The organism is Lysobacter panacisoli (assembly GCF_009765165.1).
Lineage (GTDB): Bacteria > Pseudomonadota > Gammaproteobacteria > Xanthomonadales > Xanthomonadaceae > Lysobacter_J > Lysobacter_J panacisoli.
In genome coordinates this window covers 2,940,674-2,961,018 of record NZ_VLNU01000001.1, presented here as the reverse complement: position 1 = coordinate 2,961,018, position 20,345 = coordinate 2,940,674, and the positions used below count along the sequence as shown (strand labels likewise).

The window sequence follows — 20,345 nt, the reverse complement described above, 5'->3', positions numbered from 1 at the left end:
CTTACTTCTCCGGCGCTCCGTCCTCGCGCTCCAGCACGCGGTCGAAGCAGTACTTGCCGCGCGGGTGGCGCCAGGCCGGGCGATCCCAGCGTCCGGACCGAATTTCCGCCGTGTCGGTTTCGAAGGTGGCGCACAGGCGGAACGTGCGGGGGCTGAGCACCTCGTAGGCATACGGCAGGTTGGTGACCGGATCGGCCACGGACAGTCGCACACCGGGACGTCCCGCCAGCGACGCCAGATCTGTCGGAAGCGTGCTCCGATCCTTCGCCCACTCGCGGATCTCGTCCTCCAGCACGTCCAGGTCACGGACACGGCGTTCGTCCTGCCGCGCCAGCTGCTGCGAATGCGGCGAGCCGATGCTGATGACCGCCATCACCACGGTCCCAATGACGACCATGCCGGCCACGATCAGCAGCCAGCGTCCCACGGCCGGATGACTCATGCGTCGGTCTCCTCGTGGCGCAGGTCCCAGAGGTAGTAACCGAACACGCTGCCGGCGATGGCCGCGACCACCAGAACCTTCAGCACGAAGCGCGTGGTCAGCTCGCCGCCCAGCACGCTCGCCACCAGCGTGGTCATGTCGCAGATCAGCACCGTCGTCGCGACGAACAGCGTGAGGTACGTGAGCCAGCGTCGCACCGGCGAGAGGCGCTTGATCGGATGGCGGGCGACTTCCTTCGACACGTAATACGAAACGTAGGCGAACACCGGGAACGCGATGAGGATGGCCGCGGTGGACCAGCGCATCGATTCCCTGAGCGCGCCGCCCATGAGCTCCTGTTCGGACGGATCGGGCCAGGCGCGGTTGATGAGATCGAACAGCAGGCTGCCGAGGTGATACGTGGCGAAGTACAGCGAGGTGAACAGCACGAGGTACAGGAACGCTTCGCGCGCCGACACGGAGGCGCGCGGCCGCGGCACCGGAATCGGGAACGGCGTGTCGGCATAGGCGTCCATCACGCCCCGGGTCTGCTCATCGCGCCAACCCGCGGCCTTCAGCGCCTGCGCGATCGACTCCCGGGTTTCCCCGCGTACCAGCGCCTCGTAGACGAAGCGCTCCAGCTCCTGCGAACCCGATGCCATGCACCATCCTCCCCTGTGGACGGACGAAGCGTAGCAGGGCCCTGGCGGGCGTGCCGGGCCTCCGCGATGCCGCCACCCCCGCACCTGACGGCCGCGACGGGCCGGATCGCGATACCGCTTCCGATAGAACCTGGAATTACCCGACGATCGCGCAAAGAAAAAGCGGGCCGAAGCCCGCTTTTCCGTGTCTCGCGACGTTGGTCGCTGGCGTGCGCGGTTTACTCCGCGGCGACGCCCTCGCCTTCCTCGACGGCCTTGATCGACAGGCGGATGCGGCCCTGCTTGTCGACTTCCAGCACCTTGACCTTCACGACATCGCCTTCCTTCAGCTTGTCCGACACCTTTTCCACGCGCTCGCTGGAGATCTGCGAGACGTGCACCAGGCCGTCCTTGCCCGGCAGGATCGTGACGAACGCGCCGAAGTCCATGATCTTGGCGACCTTGCCTTCGTAGATGCGGCCCGGCTCGACGTCCGACGTGATCTGCTCGATGCGCGCCTTCGCGGCCTGGGCAGCGGCGGCGTTGACCGAGGCGATGACGATGGTGCCGTCGTCCTGGATGTCGATCTGCGTACCGGTTTCCTTGGTGATGGCCTGGATGGTCGAACCGCCCTTGCCGATCACTTCGCGGATCTTGTCCGGATGGATCTTCATCGTCAGCAGGCGCGGCGCGAACTCGCTCAGCTCACCGCGCGGCGAGGTGATGGCCTTGGCCATCTCGCCGAGGATGTGCAGGCGGCCTTCCTTCGCCTGGGCGAGGGCCGTCTTCATGATCTCTTCGGTGATGCCCTGGATCTTGATGTCCATCTGCAGGGCGCTGATGCCTTCCTTCGTACCGGCCACCTTGAAGTCCATGTCGCCCAGGTGGTCTTCGTCACCCAGGATGTCGGACAGGACGACGTAGCGGTCGCCTTCCAGCACCAGGCCCATCGCGATGCCCGCGACCGGCGACTTCACCGGCACGCCGGCGTCCATCAGCGCGAGCGAGGAACCGCAGACCGACGCCATCGACGAGGAGCCGTTCGACTCGGTGATTTCCGAGACGACGCGGATGGTGTACGGGAAGGCTTCCAGCGACGGCATCGTCGCCAGCACGCCGCGCTTGGCGAGGCGGCCGTGGCCGATCTCGCGACGCTTCGGCGCACCGAAGCGGCCGCACTCACCCACCGAGTAGGGCGGGAAGTTGTAATGGAACAGGAAGTTTTCCTTGTACTCGCCGGAGACCGCATCGATGATCTGGCCGTCGCGGGCGGTGCCCAGGGTCACGACCACGATCGCCTGCGTCTCGCCGCGGGTGAACAGCGCCGAGCCGTGGGTACGCGGCAGCACGCCAACCTGCGAAGCGATCGGGCGGACGGTGGTCAGGTCGCGACCATCGATGCGGATCTTGGTGTCGAGCACCGAGTCGCGCATGGTGCGGTACTCGAGCTCACCGAACTCCTTGGCCATGTCGGCGCCGTTCCAGCCATCGGCTTCGGCGCGGCCGGCCAGGGCCTGCATGGTGTCCTTCTTGATCGCGGCGATGGCGTCGCGGCGCTGCAGCTTGTCGCGGATCTGGAAGGCTTCGGCGAGCTTGCCGCCGATGGCTTCCTTGAGCGCCGCGATCATTGCGCCGTTCTTTTCCGGAGCGGCCCACGTCGACGGCTTGGTGCCGGCTTCGACGGTCAGCTCGTTGATCGCGTTGATGACCTTCTGCATCTCGCGATGACCGAACGTCACGGCGCCGAGCATCACGTCTTCCGACAGCATCTTCGCTTCGGACTCGACCATCAGCACGGCGTTGGAGGTGCCGGCGACGACCAGCTCCAGGTCGGAGTCGACCAGCTCGGTGGCGGTCGGGTTGAGCAGGTACTGGCCGTTCTTGTAGCCGACCTTGGCGGCGCCGATCGGACCCTGGAACGGCGTGCCGGCCAGCGCGAGGGCGGCGGACGCGCCGATCAGCGCCGGGATGTCGCCATCGACTTCCGGATTCAGCGACATCACCGTCGCGATGATCTGGACTTCGTTCTTGTATTCCTCGGGGAACAGCGGACGGATCGGGCGGTCGATCAGGCGCGAGATCAGCGTTTCCTTCTCGGTCGCGCGGCCTTCGCGCTTGAAGAAGCCACCGGGGATGCGGCCGCCGGCGTAGAACTTCTCCTGGTAATCAACCGTGAGCGGGAAGAAATCCTGTCCTTCGCGCGCGCTCTTGGCGGCGACGGCGGTGACCAGCACGACGGTCCCGTCCATCTTGACGACGACGGCGCCGCTGGCCTGGCGGGCGATTTCGCCGGTTTCCAGCGTCACCTGGTGGTTGCCGTACTGGAAGGTCTTGGTGATTTTTGCCACGGTGGGTTCCTATCGTTTCGATGCGTTCCGGTCGAGGCCCTTGCCCCGCTCCGGTCGGCCGCCTGGCGGCCTGGATTCAATGGTCGCGGACGTGCACGGGGCGACGTCCGGAAGATCGTGCGAAAAGCGAGCGAAGCTCAAAAACGAACCGCGGCGCATCGCTGCGCCGCGGTTGGTACTGCTTTAACGACGCAGGCCGAGTTTCTCGATCAGGGCCTTGTAGCGCTCATGGTCCTTGCGCTTCAGGTAGTCGAGGAGGCTGCGACGACGGTTGACCATCTGCAGCAGGCCACGACGGCTGTGGTGGTCCTGCTTGTGGAGCTTGAAGTGACCGGTCAGCTGTTCGATGCGGGCGGTCAGCAGGGCGACCTGGACTTCCGGCGAACCGGTGTCGTTGGCGCCGCGCTTGTTGTCTTCAATGATCTTGCTGGTGTCGATGGACATGTATTGCCTCTTGATGCGTAGCCTGCAGAAGCGAATCGGTCGCGGACGTTCCGCGCCGACGCACCGCCTGGCCCGCCGATTGCCGAAAGGGAATTACTTAGGTGCTTGAAAAGCGGCGAAATTGTAGCAGCCCGGTCCGTCGAATGCGACCCGCTCGCGACATTTCCGCTGTTCACGCCGATGGCGTGACGACCTGTTCAGCCGGCATCGCCGGATTCGCGGCCCACCGGAACAGCCGCTGCGGTGACAACCGCGAGCCGTCGCGCTGGGCCATGCCCAGGCACAGCCCCTGCATCGAGAACACCGCGACCACGCCCTCGTCGCCTTCCGCACAGTCCACGGTTTGTCCCTGCCCCAGCCGGCGTGCGGCGTCCGCGTCCAGCGCGACGCGGGGAAACGCCGACAGGCCGGCCTCGATCGGCAACAGGCAGGCTTCGAGCGCTGCCTCGCCCTGCCCGGCCACGAGCTCGCGCAGTTGGTCCAGGGTGAACATCCTGGGCTGCCTGAACGGCTCGACCCAAAGCCGGCGCAAGGTCGCCACGTGCGCGCCGCAGCCCAGCGCCTCGCCGAGGTCGCGCACCAGACTGCGCACGTAGGTGCCCGAACCGCATTCGACGTGCAGCCGCAGGCGCGGGCCGTCACGGTCGATCAGGTCCAGCCGGTGCACCACGACGTCGCGCTCGGGCGCTTCGATGGCCTCGCCCCGACGAGCTTTCGCATACAGCGGCTCACCGCCCTGCTTGAGCGCGGAGTAGATCGGTGCGCGCTGGCGAATCGCACCACGCAGTGGCGCGAGCGCGGCTTCGATCGTCGCTTCGTCCAGCGCCGGAACCGGACGCTCCCGCAGCGGCGCGCCGTCGGCGTCGTCGCTGTCGGTGGTCAGGCCGAGCACGGCGGTGGTCTCGTAGGCCTTGGCCGAACCAAGCAGCAGTCCGGCGATCTTGGTCGCCTCGCCGAAGCACAGCGGCAGCAGGCCGGTGGCGAGCGGATCCAGGCTGCCGGTGTGCCCGCCTTTCTCCGCGCGAAACAGATGGCGCGCCTGCTGCAGGGCCTGGTTGGAACTGAGGCCCTGCGGCTTGTCGAGCAGCAGGAGGCCATCGAGGGAGCGGAAGCGGGTCTTGGCTTTCGTCATGGATCGTCCGCGGATGCCAGCCTCCGGCGCGCGCCGTGACCGCCGATCTTGCGCCCGAACCGGGGCGTCGGCAAAGCGGCGGTGCATCACGACCGGACGCGGGTCCGGTCGCATCGGGATGGCGTTGGGTGGGAAGGCCTGCCCGCGTCGCGGGAGGCTCAGTCTTCGGAGGCGTCGTCGCCCGGGGCCGGCGGCGCGTCGCGCAGCAGGTTGTCGATGCGCTCGCCACGGTCGACGGAATCGTCGTAGTGGAAATGCAGTTCGGGCACGTGGCGCATCTTCACGGCGCGCCCAAGCTGGAAGCGGATCTGCGGAGCCAGTTCCTTCAGCGCCTTCACGGCTTCCTTGGAACGCTCCTGCTGCAACGCCGTGACGAAGACCTTGGCGTGCGCGAGATCGCGCGTGACTTCGACGTCGGACACGCTGACGGAAGGCAGGCCATGCTCGCGCACGGCCTCGTGCACCAGCGTGCCCAGCTCCCTGCGGAGCTGGGCGGAAACGCGGTCGGTGCGATGGAACGATTTGCCTGGCATGTCGATTACAGCGTGCGCTGGACTTCGATGCGCTCGAAGCACTCGATCTGGTCGCCCGGCTTGACGTCGTTGTACGCCTTCACGCCGATACCGCACTCGGTGCCGTTGCGCACCTCTTCGACGTTCTCCTTGAAGCGACGCAGCGATTCCAGCTCGCCCTCGAAGATGACGGCGTTGTCGCGCAGCACGCGGATCGGCTTGTGGCGCTTGACCACGCCCTCGACCACCATGCAGCCGGCGACCGCGCCGAACTTGGAGCTGCGGAACACGTCGCGCACTTCGGCGGTGCCGATGATCTCTTCGCGGATCTCGACGCCGAGGATGCCCGAGGCCACCTGCTTCACCTGGTCGATCACGTCATAGATGATCGAGAAGTAACGCAGGTCCAGGCCGTTGCCTTCGATCACCTTGCGCGCCGACGCGTCGGCGCGGACATTGAAGCCGATGATCGTCGCCTTCGCGGTGAGCGCGGCGTTGGCGTCGGACTCGGTGATGCCGCCCACGCCGGAGCTGATCACGTTGATGCGGATCTGGTCGTTGGACAGCGCCGTCAGCGACTGGCGCAGCGCTTCGACCGAACCCTGCACGTCCGCCTTGACGACGAGGTTGAGGCTCAGCTGGCCCTCGCCCTTGCCCATCTGCGCCATGATGTCTTCCATGCGGTTGCCCGCAGCGGCGACCAGGCGCGATTCGCGGCGCTTGGCGTCGCGCTGCTGCGCGACGTCCTTGGCCAGGCGCTCGTCGTCGACGACCACGAAGTCGTCGCCCGCGTCCGGCACGCCGGACAGGCCGAGCACCTGCACCGGGATCGACGGACCGGCGGCGTCGACCTGCTTGCCGGTTTCGTCGAACAGCGCACGCACGCGGCCGTACTGCACGCCGCACACGAGGTAGTCGCCCTTCTTGAGCTCGCCCTGCTGCACGAGCACGGTGGCAACCGGACCGCGACCCTTGTCGAGCGCGGATTCGATCACCGTGCCGTTGGCGCGGCCGGTCGGCGTGGCCTTGAGCTCAAGCACTTCGGCCTGCAGCGAGATCGCATCGAGCAGATCGTCGACGCCCTGGCCGGTCTTGGCCGACAGCTCGACCATCTGGGTCTCGCCACCGAACTCTTCGGCCACGACTTCCTCGCCGAGCAGCTCGTTCTTCACGCGCAGCGGGTCGGCATCGGACTTGTCGATCTTGTTGATCGCCACGATCAGCGGCACACCAGCAGCCTTCGCGTGCTGGATGGCTTCCTTCGTCTGCGGCATGACGCCATCGTCGGCGGCCACCACGATCACCACGATGTCGGTCAGCTTGGCGCCGCGGGCGCGCATCGAGGTGAATGCCGCGTGGCCCGGGGTGTCGAGGAAGCTGATGACGCCCTTGTCGGTTTCGACGTGGTACGCGCCGATGTGCTGGGTGATGCCGCCGGCTTCGCCGGAGGCCACCTTGGTGCGGCGGATGTAGTCGAGCAGCGAGGTCTTGCCGTGGTCGACGTGGCCCATGATGGTGACCACTGGCGGACGCGACGTCTTCTCGCCCTGCGTCTCCTCGACGTGGGCCAGCAGCGCGTCTTCCGCGGTCTCGGCATCGGCTTTGACCACGACGTGGCCGAGTTCTTCGGTCACCAGCGCGGCGGTGTCGTGGTCGATGGACTGGTTGATGGTCGCCATCACACCCATCTTGAACAGCGCCTTCACCACGTCGCCGCCCTTCAGCGCCATCTTCTGCGCCAGGTCGGCGACGGTGATGGTTTCGCCGATGGCGACCTCGCGCACGATCGGCGCGGTGGGACGGGTAAAGCCGCTGCCGGAGCGCGACTGTTCGGCCTGACGGCGCGTCGGCTTGGCCTTGCCACGCGAGCTGCTGGTGCGGCGCGCGCGCTCGGAAGCGCTCAGGTGCATCTGGCCGGCAAAGCGGTTGGTGCGATCGTCGTCCTCGACCGTCGACACCATCGCGTGCGAGCCGCGGGTCTTGTGCGCCGGTGCGCCACGCGCGGCTTCGGCGGCACGCGCCGGTGCGGGCGCGGGCTTCGGATGGCCGTGGCCGTGGCCATGACCGGGGGTGGCGACCTTGCGCACGGGCTCTTCGCTGTCGCCAGCCAGCTTGCTGGCGTCGGCGAGTTTGGCGCGCTCTTCCGCTTCGACCTTTTGGCGCGCGGCATCCTCCGCTTCGCGACGGACCGCATCGGCCTCGTCGGCGCGACGCTTGTCGTCGGCGGCCAGGCGCTGCTGTTCGGCGAGGTTGCGCTGCTTGGATTCCTCCAGCTTGCGCAGGATGTCGGCACGCTCGTCGTCCGGGTTGCCGGACTGCGATTCGGTCGGCTTGACCAGGGTCACCTTCTTGCGAACGACCACGTCGACCGTGGTCTTGTTCTTGCCGCCGCCGACGGTGATTTCCTGCTTGCGGCTGCGGTTGAGGGTGATCTTCTTCGCGGCGTCGTCGCCCGTCTCGGCCTTGTCGGCCTTGCCGTGCGCACGCTTGAGGAAGCCGAGCAGCTTGACTTTCTCGATGCTGGTGACGACCTGGTCGGGGCCGCTGAAGGTCATGCCGGCCTCGGCCAGCTGCTCCAGCAACTTCTCGACCGGCGTGTTCACCAGTTCGGCCAGCTTGCGGATGGTGGTTTGCTGCGACATTCGGATTCCGTGTCCTCGTGACGCGGGACGTATCCCGCGCGTGTTGACGTCATTCTAACCCCGTGTTCCAGGGCAGACCGACGCGGTATTCATTCGAACCAGTGCTTGCGCGCTTCCATGATCAGCGCGGCGGCACGGCCCTCGTCGATGCCTTCGACATCGGTGAGTTCGTCGGTGGCCATGTCCGCGAGGTCGTCGCGGGTCACCACGCCGCGCGCGGCAAGCGCGTAGGCGGTGGCTTCGTCCATGCCATCGAGTTCGAGCAGGTCGGCGGCAGGCTGGTGCTCCTCGAGCACCTCTTCCGCGGCCAGCGCCTCGTTGAGCAGCGCGTCGCGGGCACGCGAACGCAGCTCCTCGACGATGTCCTCGTCGAAGCCTTCCACCGCGAGCAGCTCGCCGACCGGCACGTATGCGATTTCCTCGACCGTGCTGAAGCCCTCGGACACCAGAATGCCGGCGATTTCCTCGTCGACTTCCAGCTTGTCCTGGAACAGCTGGCGTGCGGCAGTCTGCTCCGCCTCCGACTTCGCCGTGACCTGGTCCTGGGTCATCACGTTGAGCTGCCAGCCCGACAGGCGGCTGGCCAGACGCACGTTCTGGCCGCCCTTGCCGATCGCCTGGGCAAGGCGATCCTCGGCCACGGCCAGGTCCATCGAATGCTTCTCTTCATCGACGATGATCGACTGCACTTCCGCCGGCGCCATCGCGTTGATGACGAACTGGGCGGGGTTGTCCGACCACAGGACGATGTCGACACGCTCGCCGTTGAGCTCGTTGCTCACGGCCTGCACGCGCGAACCGCGCATGCCGATGCACGCGCCGATCGGATCGGTGCGGTTGTCGTGCGCGAGCACGGCGATCTTGGCGCGATCGCCCGGATCGCGGGCGCAGGCCTTGATCGACACCAGGCCCTGGCCGACTTCCGGTACTTCGAGCTTGAACAGCTCCATCATGAATTCCGGCGCCGCGCGGCTGATGAACAGCTGCGGGCCGCGCGGCTCGCTGCGCACGTCGAACAGGTAACCGCGCACGCGGTCGCCGGTGCGCAGCACGTCGCGCGGGATGCCCTTGTCCTTCGGGATGATGGCTTCGGCATTACCGCCGAGGTCGACGTAGATGTTGCCGCGCTCAACGCGCTTGACCACACCGGTGACCAGCTCGCCCACGCGATCCTTCCACGCGTCAACGACCTGCTGGCGCTCGGCCTCGCGCACGCGCTGCACGATCACCTGCTTGGCGGCCTGCGCGGCGATGCGGCCGAACTCGGGGTTCTCGATCGACTCCTCGATGTAGTCGCCGACCTCGACGCCCTCGACCTCGTCGATCGCGTCCATCAGGCGCACCTGGCGGTCCGGCGATTCCATGACCACGTCGTCGGCCACGACTTCCATGCGGCGGAAGGTTTCGTAGCTGCCGTCCTTCTGGTCGATGGTGACGCGCACCAGCACGTCCTCGTCGTGGTAGCGCTTCTTCGCGGCGGACGCGAGCGCAGCCTCGATGGCCTCGAAGATGACCTCGCGCGGCACGCCCTTTTCGTTGGCTACCGCATCCACGACCAGCAACAGTTCCTTGCTCATCTTTCTAACTCCGCACGGTCGGCGACATGGGCCGCCGGCATTGGATGGTGAATTGGTTGGTTATTTCTTCGCCTTCGAAGCGGCGCCCTTGGGCGCGCCCTTCGCCGGCTTGTCTTTGCCCGGCTTGACCGGGGCGAAACCCAGCGCGGCCCAGTCGGGGACCAGTCGCGCCTTGTCGATGTTGCCGAACGCTACGACGAACTCGTTACCGTCGAGGACGAAGACCACGTTCTCGCCTTCCACGCGCGCGATCTGCGCCTGCAGGCGGCGACGGCCGTCCTGCGGAAGCTTGAGGCCGACCTTCGCGTTCTCGCCCGCGAAGCGCTGGTAGTGCGCCAGCGTGAACAGCGGACGATCCAGGCCCGGCGAGGAGACCTCCAGCGTGTACTGCCCGCTGATCGGATCCTCGACGTCGAGCTGCGCGGACACTTCACGGCTCACCGCTTCGCAGTCCTCGATGGTGACCGAACGCGGCTGGCCATCCTCGCCGACGGCCTGCTCGGCCGGCACGTCGATGTACAGGCGCAGCACCGCGCTGCCCGGCGCCGCGAGGTACTCGGCGCCCAGCAGTTCCACGCCCAGCGACTCGATGGTCGGGGCGAGGAGCTTCGCGATCTCGACTGCTTTATCCGTCACGCGTCTGACTTCCTCGATGATGGATGGCTCGACGACGGCGATGCCGCCGCGCCACACGATGATGCAAGGCCTTGCGGAACACGCACTTCGGAAGCACGTGCCCGACAGGCACGAAAACGACAAAGGGCCCTTGCGGGCCCCTTGTCCGTACAGCTGGATGTCGGTGTGGTCGCGCGAGCAGAGCGCAACCACCAAGCCCGGCCTTTGGCCTTGGGAAAGCCTGTTTTTCAGGCTTTCCACAGGACCCTCAGGTCCCGGCCGAAGCTGGTAGCGGGGGCAGGCTCCGTGCTCTATCTGAGCGAACCGGTCCTAATCCCGCTGGGTACCACAAGCCGCGCATGATAGCGGATGGACCCTGACGGGCGCAAACCCCCCGATAGACCCATTCAGGCCTACCGTTTGGAAGCATCCACCCCAGCCGAAGCAGGAAGCATGGACGTCAGCCGATTCATCCAGCCGGTACCACCCGACCTAATGAAATTCGGTATTCGGCTGTTCGAAGCCGCGGGGTCGGGCCAGATGCCTGGGAGCCATATCCCGCGCCCAGACCCAGAGATGGGGTCGGGATTCGCGCTTACCAATATCCCCATCAACCGGGGAATGATGGCGATCGTCAGGGAGACCCGGCACCTCCCCGAAGACCAGCAGCACTCACTCATGTGCCGGGTAATGCACTTCGGCCAGGCACTTGAGGAGGCCGCAGCCGATCCGCGTCTCTCCGCCCATGTGCGCCCGGAGGGCGACGGTCTCATGGTAAGCGAGGAGTTCGTTGAAGCCTGCGCCATGTGCGCCTTCGATACCAGCAACAACAACCTTCGCCTGTCGATCGACAGCTTGGCTGAGATCATCGGGGAAGCGCCGGCAACGTAGCGTGCTTGGCCCCCTTCGAAATTGGTAGCGCCGGCACTTCTGCTGGCCGGAGAAGATTCAGCTCGCCGTTGGGCCCAAGGAGAATCGGGAGCCCATCAATGAAGCTCGTGGCGCAAGCAATGATGTCGGCCTTGCTCATGCTCATTTCAGGCGGAGCATGCGCCGAGCGCGTCTTCTATGAAATGGGGATTGCCCACCTGTCCGTAGGCTTTGACGTCAAGAAGAACGAAACGATCATCCGAAAGTGGTACATAGCCGCGATAGGACCGAGCGACCTCGCTGGGGATCTGCAGGAGTACGCGCGCTATTGCACCAAGAAGGCACTCATGGAAGCTGCGGGGATTCCCGACCTTCCAGACCTACCAAGCTTGCCAAAGGTGCCGGAAATAAGCTTGTTGGAGGCACAGACGCCCCCTCCTGCCGAGCCTGAAAGGCCGGAGCAAGCTCTCAGAGATTGATCCAAACCTCTGCTCGACCAGCCCATTCCATATTTGGTAGCGGGCCGGCACTGTTGCCGCTCCTTCCAAGAGGAGACCTTTCGCTGATTCTGCCGCGAGAGGAGCTAGGACATGGGTGCGCGCAGGGGGCCTACGCCGTACGCGGAAATGCAGGCGGAGTTGGGGAGGCTCCGCGACGACCTGTGGACGGTTCGGATGGCGATCATCAACCTGATGCCACCCGAGGCGAAGAAACTTCTAATGAGCCACTACGGCCGCCCAAGCGATCAGCCCCTCTGGGACTGGGCGTCGGAAACTGCCGAGAAGCTCATCGAGCAATGCCAGAACGTCATTCAGGCCACTTACCAAGGCCAGCCCTTTGGCGCACCGCGGGCCTATTGCCCTCTTTGTGGCGATGGCTCGTCCTCGTTCTACGAAGAAGGCTTTGCCCTCCCCACAGGCCTGATGCGCCACCTCACTGGCTACGGAAATATGAGGCAGTGCGAGGTGTTTCGTGCGGCGCTCGCTCTGGCAAAAGGCAACCAACGTTGAACTGCACGACTAGCCGGCAGTGAGACCAGTGAATGAGCGCTCGCAGCTTCTGACTGCTTCGCCGGCGCGCATCTCGAATGAAGCCGCGCCCCTCGCCGATTGCGATGTGCTCGGCTATTTGGCCGGCGCGGTTGGGCCTACTGGTTCAGGATATCGCACGATTCGTGACACCTTCCTTGGGCGCTTTCCTACCTGGCCCGAGCTAAGAAGGGGCACCAAAGGCACGGGCAGCGAAGCCCTCTTAAATGTGTCATAGACGTGCTGCCGCCAAAACGGCCACGCTTGATGGGGGCAGTTGATCGATAGGAAGCGTTGAAAGTCCTTCTCATCAGGCAAGGCAATGATTTGGTAATCGACTGCGAAAGTAGCCTCCAGAGAGTGCAGTACTTCTGAGTCGCCTTCCTCCTGTCCGAACACCGAGCGAATCCCGAACGTGACGAGCGCTTGAATGAAGTTCAGCTCCTCGCCTGTCTCCAACGTGCCGGTGAACCCTTCGGCCTTTACGGACCTCATGGTTTGGATAGTGGTCTTTCCCTCATGTAGCTCTGGCTGAAATTCGGCCTCGCGCTGCAATGAAGTAGTCCAGAGCGCTATGTCATGTAGCGCAAAGTACTCGGTAGGATCAAAGACCTTCGTCTTCTTAGCCATACTTCAGCCTTAGCTCCGCTTCGCCATCATCCACATGCCACTTGCCATCGTTTGTGGCCTGCGCGCTACTGAGTGCCTTCTTGACCTTAAGTAGCACCACTTCAGCTGATTCGCGCTTCTTCGGAGTTGATCTAGCAGGCGCGACGTCAACCTCTTTTACTGTCTCCCACACCTGGGGTGGGCCGAAAGCCAAGCTCGCGCGTTGCCCCAGAAACACTCGAACCTCTTCGATCTCTGAGCTAGCGCGAATCAACAAATCCATCGAGCGGGACTGCGTCACTTCTCCGCGTTCGTACTTGGAGAACGCATTAGCACCGCCGCCCAGAAGCTGTGCGGCCTGCTGTTGCGTCAGCCCAAAACGGGTTCGCCAGCCTTCAATCTCTTCAGAGGTCAAAAGGCCGTCATGCGCCCGTCTGGCGTCGGCGTAGCGCCGATCATTGCGTCTGGCTTGCTCTGGCAGAACGACGCGTTCTTCGCACACAGAGCAGACAGAAGCTTCGACGCCAGGCACCAGCAACGTAGCCCCTTCATAGGACAATTTTTTATCGCGGACCACCGGCGACAAAGTTCCGGTTTCACAGGCTGGGCAAATGGCACTCATGGAGCGACCTTGGGCGGATGGAATGAAGTGCAATAAACGTGACCGACGACCGATGGGCTCGGTATACGGAGCTTGACGTATAGCGTGGTCAGCCCATTCGGGCCTCGATATGTGGTGACGTAGTCGTCCCAAGAAAAGATGACACCGTTGCGGTCATAACGAAGGCTCGCTCTGTACTCGCTACCGCAGATGTGCGCGATGCAATCACAAGCCTGCGCAAGGCTGAACCCCAGTGCTTGGTAGTCATCTTCCGCGTTCTCCGAGAACACGACCTTGCACACCTTTGCGAGGTCATTGATCTGGCTTAGCGGATATAGTGGGCCCGGTACCAAGTGAAATCAACCACCGTGGTTAGCAGTCCGGGTATTTCACACTGCAATGACGGTCTCATCAAGCCCTGCGACCACTACTCGCCGCCCACCCTCGCAAATCGGCGGTGCCCAGCCATTGCGCACTCAGCCCACAGCGACGCGCCTGCTAGGGGGAATGCCGTCGAGCGACTCCACGCCCCCTTGCCCGCCGCCCTCTGTGCTATGACCTTTCGAGGCGAGCTCTCGCTTCCTTCTTCCCGAGCCCTCGCACATTCGCCAACTTCTGGAGCTGCGCCTGCCTGGGCGCTGCTTTGCCACGCTCCCAGTTGTAAATGGACAGGGCGCTTACTCCGACAAGAGCGCCGAAGTCGGCTGCGGACAGCCCCAGCCTCGCTCGATGCGACTTCAGGCCATTTGCACTGAATCGAATCCGCCCATGATCCGCTTGCTTCACTGGTTGCGCCGGGAGCGCCTTTGCGGTCTGCTTGACGGCCCGCTCAAGGTTTGCAACCTGGCGCTTCAGCTCAGCGATCTCACGGCGGTAGGTGCTGCTGGCTTTCTTTAAAGCTTCGACTTCCCCACGCACTTCCTTGCGCGCTAGCCGGGAGATCTCTGTTTTGAGCACAGTTCCGAGGTTGGGCATGCTTCTTCACCATATAGTGGGACACCCACCCTACCATCCAGTCCTGACCTTGGAGCAGTCAGCGGATCCGTTCAAAGCCGAAGAGACGCTTGAGTGGATGCTGTCGCCGTTCGAGGTGCGCTTTCAGTAGTTCGGCCCCGATCATGCTGTACACAATGCCGTTGCCTCCATAAGCCATCGCGAAGAGCACCCGCGGCCCCCATTGTTCGTGCGGTCCGAAATACGGCAGACCGTCCGGCGTTTCCGCGAACGTGCCGGCCCAGCTGAAGGCCGGCCGCAGGGCGAGTTGGGGAAACAGGCTGCCAATGCGCTTTACAAGCAGACCCGCCTTCTTCTCTACTCGAGCGTCGCGCCGCTTGGGTATGTCAATTGCATCGTCCTCGCCGCCCACCAGCAGGCGCGAGTCGCCTGTCGATCGAACATATACGTACGGCCGCGCTGTCTCCCATAGCATCGTCTTCGACAACGCCCCGAGTTCTAGCGGTTCGGAGATGCAGGCGTAACTGCTGCGGTTTCGGGCGAGGTCTTGATCGATCCAGCGTTGTGCTTCGTAACCAGTGGCGACTACGACGTGACTTGCAGTCACGGTCAAGCCGTCTTCACTCGTGAGCCTCACTTGGCGGGGCGTGATGCGGCTTGGCATTAGCCGGGTGAGGACGTGAACGCTGGCGCCGCGCTTGCTCAGACGCTGCAAGAGCCGATTCGCCAAGCGGTACGGGTCCAACCGGGCGGCAGCGTGCGTGAGCAGACCCGCCGGAGCATGGAATCCGTAGGTCGATGCGATAGCGTCGCCCTCCAACCAGTGCGTATCCAGTCCCGCGTGCCGTCGCGCCTCATACTCCCGGCGCAGTCGCGCGACGTGCCATCGTCGGCTGGCGAAGTACAGACTGTCGCTACGACCGTAGTCGACATCGCGCACGTCGCGCGCAAGGTCGCCCAGGTCCTCGATGGCCGCTTCGCACGCACGATAGGCGGAGACCGCGTTCGCCTCGCCGTGCGTACGAGACAACTCGGTTAGGTGCGTGTCGATCTCGTACTGCAGCAGCGCGGTACTGGCCGCGCTGCTGCCCCATCCAATGTCCCGCTGCTCGAACACCGCGACCTCATAGCCGGCCGTGGCGAGCGCATCAGCGACGATGGCCCCGGTGATCCCGCCTCCGATGACCGCAACCTCGCAGCGCAAGTCGCACTTTAGGGGGCCGAACGGATGCATTAGCCCATTCTTGATCGCCCAGAACGGATATCCGCTCTTCAAGTCCATTAGCGGTCTTCCGCGTGGTCGCGCTTGCGGCGCGACACCATGACTTGGCCCACGATTGCCGTGAGAAGGATGGCGGCGTTCGTAGCGATGAAAACACCGTTACCGACCAGCAGGCTGTATGCCACGAAACCCGCCGAGGCAACACATTGACCCAAGAATAGCCAGCGCGAAACGGCACGCGCGTCTGGGTCGCGTGCCGTTACGACGATTTGGCGGATCAGTGTCGCCAAGAGTACCGCCGATGATAGCCAGCCGATGACATCCGGACCCATGCAGCGCCCCGCAACCCGTGGCCTAATGTCTCGCGACGCGCCCTACTTGCCTTCGAGTCTATGCTTGAGTCGGCTCATCTCGTCGTGACCTTCGCGCACCGAGGCATAAGCCTTCGTTACCACATCGCGGGCGGGGGGCGAGAGTTCGGCATCCTTGAGTGCATCTTCGAACTTGTGCTTGATGTGGTCCTCTCCGCGCTCAACCTCCATGACGATCGCTTCGTCGCCCTTCGACATCGACGCGCGCAGGTTGACGAATACTCGATGTGCGGATGCTAGCACGGTGCCCTCGTCTTCAGCCTTGCCACCCAACGATACGACGTAGGCCTGCATTGCTGCCGCTGCCGCTTGACGCTCACTTGCCCTTCGCGAGAAGTGTGTCCGGAAGTCAGGGTTCTCAGCGTCTTCGGCGGCTTCCCGATAGCCATTGACGCTATCGATCGTCGTTTCGATCAATCCATTGATGAGCCGGATTTCGTGGTCGTTCTTTGACATGCTGGCACTTCCTAAGGGATACGAGACCCGAGTATCAACATGCGCACAGCGACGACGTTGTGAACGGCAATGTGTTCACACCCTACTGACACCATGCATGAATGTTGGTCCAGTTGCAGTGCCGGGTGTACTCAGCCCTTTGGTCCGCCCATGACGGGCAAAACAATGCCGTTGATATAAGACGACATGACCGGAGAGGCGAGAAAGACGAACGCCGGCGATAGTTCCTCGGGCTGTGCGGGGCGGCCCATAGCGCTATCCTTCCCAAACTCTGCCACCTCCTTGGCCGGCTTATCGGCAGGATTGAACGGCGTCCAGACAGGTCCAGGCGCAACTGCGTTCACTCGAATCCCGCGCTCAAGGAGGTTGGCTGCCAACGCTTTTGTGAATGCGTGCACCGCGCCCTTGGTGGCTGAGTAGTCGATAAGCTTTGGGCTACCGAACAGGCCCGTGACCGAGCCACAATTGACGATTGAGGCGCCGCGTTGCATATGCGGTAAGCACGCCCGCGCCATTTGAATGTAACCGACCACGTTGGTCTGAAGGGTCTCCTGCAGATGCTCATCGCTCAAATCCTCGAGACGGTCTGCGTGCAGTTGGAACCCCGCGTTGTTGACCAGCACATCGATCTTTCCGAACGTCTTGGCTACCTTGTCGGCAGCGCGCTTGCAAAATTTGGAGTCGCGGACGTCGCCGGAAATTAGGATGGCACGACGGCCTTCTTGCTGGATCCAGCGCGCCGTCTCTTCGGCATCTTCGTGTTCATTCAGATACAGCACGGCGACGTCGGCACCTTCGCGGGCAAACAACACAGCTACGGCTCGGCCTATACCCGAATCAGCACCCGTGACGATGGCGGCAAATCCCGCTAGCTTTCCGCTGCCCGCGTAATCCCACGCCTCGAATGCCGGCGACAACCGTAGGTCGGCTTCGCTACCGGGCTTGTCCAAATGCTGCGTGGGCATTTTGACGGGCTGCATCTTCACGCCCGCCTGGACGGCACCCTTCTCGCCCTTCGTAGGCTTGGTACGCGCGTCCTTACTATCAATCACGTCCTGCAGCTTGCGTTGCCGGGCAGCCGTTTTTGCAGCTTGGCCACGCAGCGAGGCGTTCGGTTTGGAGCTCTTGGTCGATTTCATTGGCAGTCTCCACAAGGGAGAATGCATGTTGCTAGGAGATCGCGTGGGCCCTGCGTGATGGCAGCCTGGCCCGTGCGCAGAAGCCCGCGGCGCGTTGCGGGCTTACCCGCGCGCCGAGGGGAAGGCGGCGCGGAGTCGCCAGATCATCCACGCGCCGCTGATGACTAGCGCGAACGCGATCGCGAACAATCCGAACGGAACGACCCATCCGAGGATGTCTACGATGGTCCTCAGAACGTCCCCAGTCCCTCTACTTATCGTTGCGAAGAGTCCATTGAGTAGAAGTGCCGCTAGCGCGACCACGGCACCCTGCCAAATGCGAGCGCTCGCTTTGCGCTCCTTCTTGCGATAGTCGCGTTCCAAGTTCATGCGCCCAGTCGGCCTGAGTCGCGCAGATGGGACTGTGAAAACGCGCCCCAAGCGCTCCTTGGGTTCATCTGCCGCTCACTGATCGCCCCAAAGCGCTGGACATGGCTCTTGGCGCTTAGTGACTTACTAGTGAGAAGCGCGCCTTCTCCCATGCCTCATGAATATCCCCTCGTACGTCTGCCCAAGTGAGCCCCGTAGCATGCGAATAGGCCTTCCAAAGTTCCAGGGTCGCAGCTTCCGCACGCCGCCAATTTGCCCCATACAGCTCATGTGCACCCTCGCCTATCGCACCGATCAAAAGGCGGTACGCACGCCCGTCTAGTTCCCTGCTCGTCATTACTGTTCCACTAACGCCCCAAGGTTAGGGGCCCTGCACGTGTACGCTGACCTTCGCTAGCGCAATGTGAAACCGCCAGCAAGCATTAACGCCTCCGGCCAATGCTCTACCGCTGTGGGCAACTCGGCGTTACACAGCGCGATGGCCATCGGAACGGTCGCTCGCCGTAATCGCGCCCGACAGGTCAGGCACCTGCTCGCCAGTAGCGGCGAGCACGAGCTCCCGAAATAGATAGGGCTTCCGAAGCACTACGACGCCGTCAGGGAGGGCCACCTCCGAGGTTTCGTACGCGGTCGTCAGCACTACGGATAGCTCGGGGTGGTGTTTCAATATTCTGCGGGTCAGCTCGATCCCGCTAATGCCATCTGCAAGATGGACATCGACTACCACGGCATCGAATGGTCGCTGTTCAAGCAGCGCCCATGCGCTCTCTGCATCTCTGACGGCCCGAACTTCTAAGCCCACGTCGGTCAACGCCATCACGGCCGTCTCGGCCAACAACTCGTTGTCTTCCACAAACAAGAGCGATCGCATGGTGGCACCTCTGCTGTCTGTTTAACGCTCCTGCAAGCTTGACCGCCTCCTCTGGGCGCGACCGTAGAAATGGTGCCGTCAAACTGCGGTGAAGGGCGCCGAGACGGCGGTATAGTCCGGCTACCCCCTGCGGGATGTAACCATGTGCTATTCCGCCCAGATATGGGCCGACTACAAGAAGTTCACCCGCCAATTTGGCGCCATCCTTAGCGTAGGCGACTTCACGCGTATCTTCTGGGAGCGCCGGGAGGGCAGCAGCCCGAAGATTCCCAAAGCGATTGAGCAAGCCTTCGCCGAGCCTCGCGACGAGTTCGAGTCCCAAGTGAAGCGGATGATCGACGAGGCTCGCGATGCGGAGCTGGCTCGCATCGAGGAGCGCGTCGCCCTGCAGCAGGCCAAGATCGTCGAGGCCGAGTCCGCCCTCCAGAAGCGGGTTACCAAAAAGTCACAGGAGGTCATCCGCATCGCACAGAACCGGATCGCCGCTGAGTCGGCCAAGGGCGCGAAACTGCTTCGGGTGGAAGCCGCCGAGGATGACGACCGGATCTGGCCTGGCGATTACACGCTGGTGATGGTGCAGGAGGACGGCCGCAAGGTCATCAAACCGATGCGTTACCAGTGCCGGTTACCTGGCTGGACGCTTGCAGACGAAAAGGCAAAGCCGGGCACATACAACGCCAGGCGAGACAACCTGAAGACGGTCTGGCGGAAGCTCTACGGCCACCATCACGGAATCATGGTCGCAACGCACTTCTACGAGAGCGTCGCTCAGCACGACTACGAGCATCGAGCTTTGAACGAGGGCGAGCGACCCCGGAGCATCGAGCTGGAATTCACCCCACAGACGGGAGAGCCTCTTTACATCCCCGTCCTCTGGTTCCGCTGGGCCGATGGCGTTGAGGAACTGCTGTCGTGCGCTGCCATTACAGATGTTCCCGAGCCAGAGGTGGCTATGACGGGGCACGATCGGACGATCATCAACATCAAGCCGGAGCACGTCGATGCCTGGCTCAATCCCGACCCGACGAATCTAGCCGCGATGGACATGATCTTGGAGGACAAGCGGCACCCGTACTACGAGCACCGCTTGGCCGCCTAGCATGCCTGCGCATGAGGAATGGATCAGTGCTGCCGATGTTCGTCGGGCACATAGCCTAGCTCAATGAGCATGTCGGTGATTCGCACGCTGGCGTCCTCGATGCAGGCGTCGTTCGCCGCTTCGAGGATCTCGTCGGCCAGGTCCGCAAACCGCGGCATGAAGTCGCCCTCCTCGGGGAAGCGATCCTTCAGGTCGTCAGCGGACAGGCGTAGCTGCCGGAGCTGGGGTTCGATTTGGGGCCAGGCGAGCTTCGTGGTCATGGCGGGAGCCTCATCTTGCGGCGCGATCCGCGGCGGGGATGGGTGGTATCGACATGCTCGCCACCACCGGTGACGGCCGACGGCTCACGGCCGTTCCGCCCGCGCTCTACTGCCTCACGGATCGCGGCCTCCCACTTCACCGCCCATGCCTCCATATACCGAGT

Annotated in this window: 22 protein-coding genes; 4 read left to right on the top strand and 18 right to left on the bottom strand. The window is 63.7% G+C overall.

Translation table 11 applies throughout. The features are described 5' to 3' along the window. Position 1: 1 nt before the first annotated feature. From FOF45_RS13830 to rimP, 9 genes are all read right to left on the bottom strand, one after another. Positions 2 to 442 carry a hypothetical protein gene (locus FOF45_RS13830; RefSeq protein ID WP_158985821.1) on the bottom strand — a complete coding sequence of 147 codons (441 nt, stop codon included), beginning with the start codon at positions 440 to 442 and terminating at the stop codon, positions 2 to 4. Beyond that, positions 439 to 1,083, bottom strand: a complete 645-nt coding sequence (locus FOF45_RS13825; protein WP_158985819.1) for a DUF5671 domain-containing protein — start codon at positions 1,081 to 1,083, stop codon at positions 439 to 441. Before FOF45_RS13825 ends, FOF45_RS13830 begins: the two co-directional genes overlap by 4 nt. 218 nt (positions 1,084 to 1,301) lie before the next feature. After that, positions 1,302 to 3,410: a polyribonucleotide nucleotidyltransferase gene (pnp, locus tag FOF45_RS13820; RefSeq protein ID WP_158985817.1), complete on the bottom strand. Its 2,109-nt coding sequence runs from the start codon at positions 3,408 to 3,410 to the stop codon at positions 1,302 to 1,304. Positions 3,411 to 3,593: 183 nt separating this feature from the next. Then, positions 3,594 to 3,854 carry a 30S ribosomal protein S15 gene (gene rpsO / locus FOF45_RS13815; protein WP_158985815.1) on the bottom strand — a complete coding sequence of 87 codons (261 nt, stop codon included), beginning with the start codon at positions 3,852 to 3,854 and terminating at the stop codon, positions 3,594 to 3,596. A 172-nt stretch (positions 3,855 to 4,026) separates the two neighbouring features. Further along, entirely contained in the window at positions 4,027 to 4,986 is a 960-nt protein-coding gene (gene truB, locus FOF45_RS13810; protein ID WP_158987523.1) for a tRNA pseudouridine(55) synthase TruB, read from the bottom strand. A gap of 158 nt (positions 4,987 to 5,144) precedes the next feature. Further along, a complete protein-coding gene (gene rbfA, locus FOF45_RS13805) occupies positions 5,145 to 5,519 on the bottom strand; it encodes a 30S ribosome-binding factor RbfA (protein ID WP_199244490.1) in 375 nt (124 codons plus the stop codon). A 5-nt stretch (positions 5,520 to 5,524) separates the two neighbouring features. Continuing rightward, a complete protein-coding gene (infB, locus tag FOF45_RS13800; protein ID WP_158985813.1) occupies positions 5,525 to 8,140 on the bottom strand; it encodes a translation initiation factor IF-2 in 2,616 nt (871 codons plus the stop codon). An 89-nt stretch (positions 8,141 to 8,229) separates the two neighbouring features. Next, positions 8,230 to 9,717 carry a transcription termination factor NusA gene (gene nusA / locus FOF45_RS13795; RefSeq protein ID WP_158985811.1) on the bottom strand — a complete coding sequence of 496 codons (1,488 nt, stop codon included), beginning with the start codon at positions 9,715 to 9,717 and terminating at the stop codon, positions 8,230 to 8,232. A gap of 60 nt (positions 9,718 to 9,777) precedes the next feature. Next, a complete protein-coding gene (gene rimP, locus FOF45_RS13790) occupies positions 9,778 to 10,353 on the bottom strand; it encodes a ribosome maturation factor RimP (RefSeq protein ID WP_158985809.1) in 576 nt (191 codons plus the stop codon). Positions 10,354 to 10,827: 474 nt separating this feature from the next. Between rimP and FOF45_RS13785 the strand changes: the two genes are divergently transcribed. The 3 genes from FOF45_RS13785 to FOF45_RS13775 all read left to right on the top strand — a co-directional run bounded on the left by FOF45_RS13785 (position 10,828) and on the right by FOF45_RS13775 (position 12,212). Next, positions 10,828 to 11,223, top strand: coding sequence for a hypothetical protein (locus tag FOF45_RS13785; RefSeq protein WP_158985807.1), 396 nt, complete (start codon positions 10,828 to 10,830; stop codon positions 11,221 to 11,223). Positions 11,224 to 11,321: 98 nt separating this feature from the next. After that, positions 11,322 to 11,681: a hypothetical protein gene (locus FOF45_RS13780; protein WP_158985805.1), complete on the top strand. Its 360-nt coding sequence runs from the start codon at positions 11,322 to 11,324 to the stop codon at positions 11,679 to 11,681. A 195-nt stretch (positions 11,682 to 11,876) separates the two neighbouring features. After that, positions 11,877 to 12,212 (top strand): hypothetical protein, encoded by a 336-nt coding sequence (locus tag FOF45_RS13775; RefSeq protein WP_158985803.1) that lies wholly within the window; start codon positions 11,877 to 11,879, stop codon positions 12,210 to 12,212. Positions 12,213 to 12,326: 114 nt separating this feature from the next. Here FOF45_RS13775 and FOF45_RS13770 read toward each other — a convergent pair whose 3' ends face one another. From FOF45_RS13770 to FOF45_RS13730, 8 genes are all read right to left on the bottom strand, one after another. Beyond that, positions 12,327 to 12,860 carry a protein-export chaperone SecB gene (locus tag FOF45_RS13770; protein ID WP_158985801.1) on the bottom strand — a complete coding sequence of 178 codons (534 nt, stop codon included), beginning with the start codon at positions 12,858 to 12,860 and terminating at the stop codon, positions 12,327 to 12,329. After that, on the bottom strand, positions 12,853 to 13,461 hold the full coding sequence (locus FOF45_RS13765) for a type II toxin-antitoxin system MqsA family antitoxin (protein WP_158985799.1): 609 nt from the start codon (positions 13,459 to 13,461) through the stop codon (positions 12,853 to 12,855). Before FOF45_RS13765 ends, FOF45_RS13770 begins: the two co-directional genes overlap by 8 nt. A 531-nt stretch (positions 13,462 to 13,992) precedes the next feature. Then, complete coding sequence (locus tag FOF45_RS13755) at positions 13,993 to 14,415, bottom strand: helix-turn-helix domain-containing protein (RefSeq protein WP_158985795.1); 423 nt, start codon at positions 14,413 to 14,415, stop codon at positions 13,993 to 13,995. 58 nt (positions 14,416 to 14,473) lie between these two features. After that, on the bottom strand, positions 14,474 to 15,676 hold the full coding sequence (locus tag FOF45_RS13750) for an NAD(P)/FAD-dependent oxidoreductase (protein WP_158985793.1): 1,203 nt from the start codon (positions 15,674 to 15,676) through the stop codon (positions 14,474 to 14,476). After that, a complete protein-coding gene (locus FOF45_RS13745; RefSeq protein ID WP_158985791.1) occupies positions 15,676 to 15,948 on the bottom strand; it encodes a hypothetical protein in 273 nt (90 codons plus the stop codon). The genes FOF45_RS13750 and FOF45_RS13745 overlap by 1 nt, the downstream gene beginning before the upstream one ends. A 42-nt stretch (positions 15,949 to 15,990) precedes the next feature. Continuing rightward, on the bottom strand, positions 15,991 to 16,443 hold the full coding sequence (locus FOF45_RS13740) for a PA2169 family four-helix-bundle protein (protein WP_158985788.1): 453 nt from the start codon (positions 16,441 to 16,443) through the stop codon (positions 15,991 to 15,993). A gap of 131 nt (positions 16,444 to 16,574) precedes the next feature. Next, entirely contained in the window at positions 16,575 to 17,582 is a 1,008-nt protein-coding gene (locus FOF45_RS13735; protein ID WP_158985786.1) for an SDR family oxidoreductase, read from the bottom strand. An 835-nt stretch (positions 17,583 to 18,417) separates the two neighbouring features. Next, positions 18,418 to 18,822, bottom strand: coding sequence for a response regulator (locus FOF45_RS13730; RefSeq protein ID WP_158985784.1), 405 nt, complete (start codon positions 18,820 to 18,822; stop codon positions 18,418 to 18,420). A 142-nt stretch (positions 18,823 to 18,964) separates the two neighbouring features. Here FOF45_RS13730 and FOF45_RS13725 point away from each other — a divergent pair, with 142 nt between their 5' ends. Further along, entirely contained in the window at positions 18,965 to 19,921 is a 957-nt protein-coding gene (locus FOF45_RS13725) for an SOS response-associated peptidase family protein (protein WP_158985782.1), read from the top strand. A 23-nt stretch (positions 19,922 to 19,944) separates the two neighbouring features. Here FOF45_RS13725 and FOF45_RS13720 read toward each other — a convergent pair whose 3' ends face one another. Then, on the bottom strand, positions 19,945 to 20,181 hold the full coding sequence (locus tag FOF45_RS13720) for a hypothetical protein (protein ID WP_158985780.1): 237 nt from the start codon (positions 20,179 to 20,181) through the stop codon (positions 19,945 to 19,947). Positions 20,182 to 20,345 lie beyond the last annotated feature (164 nt).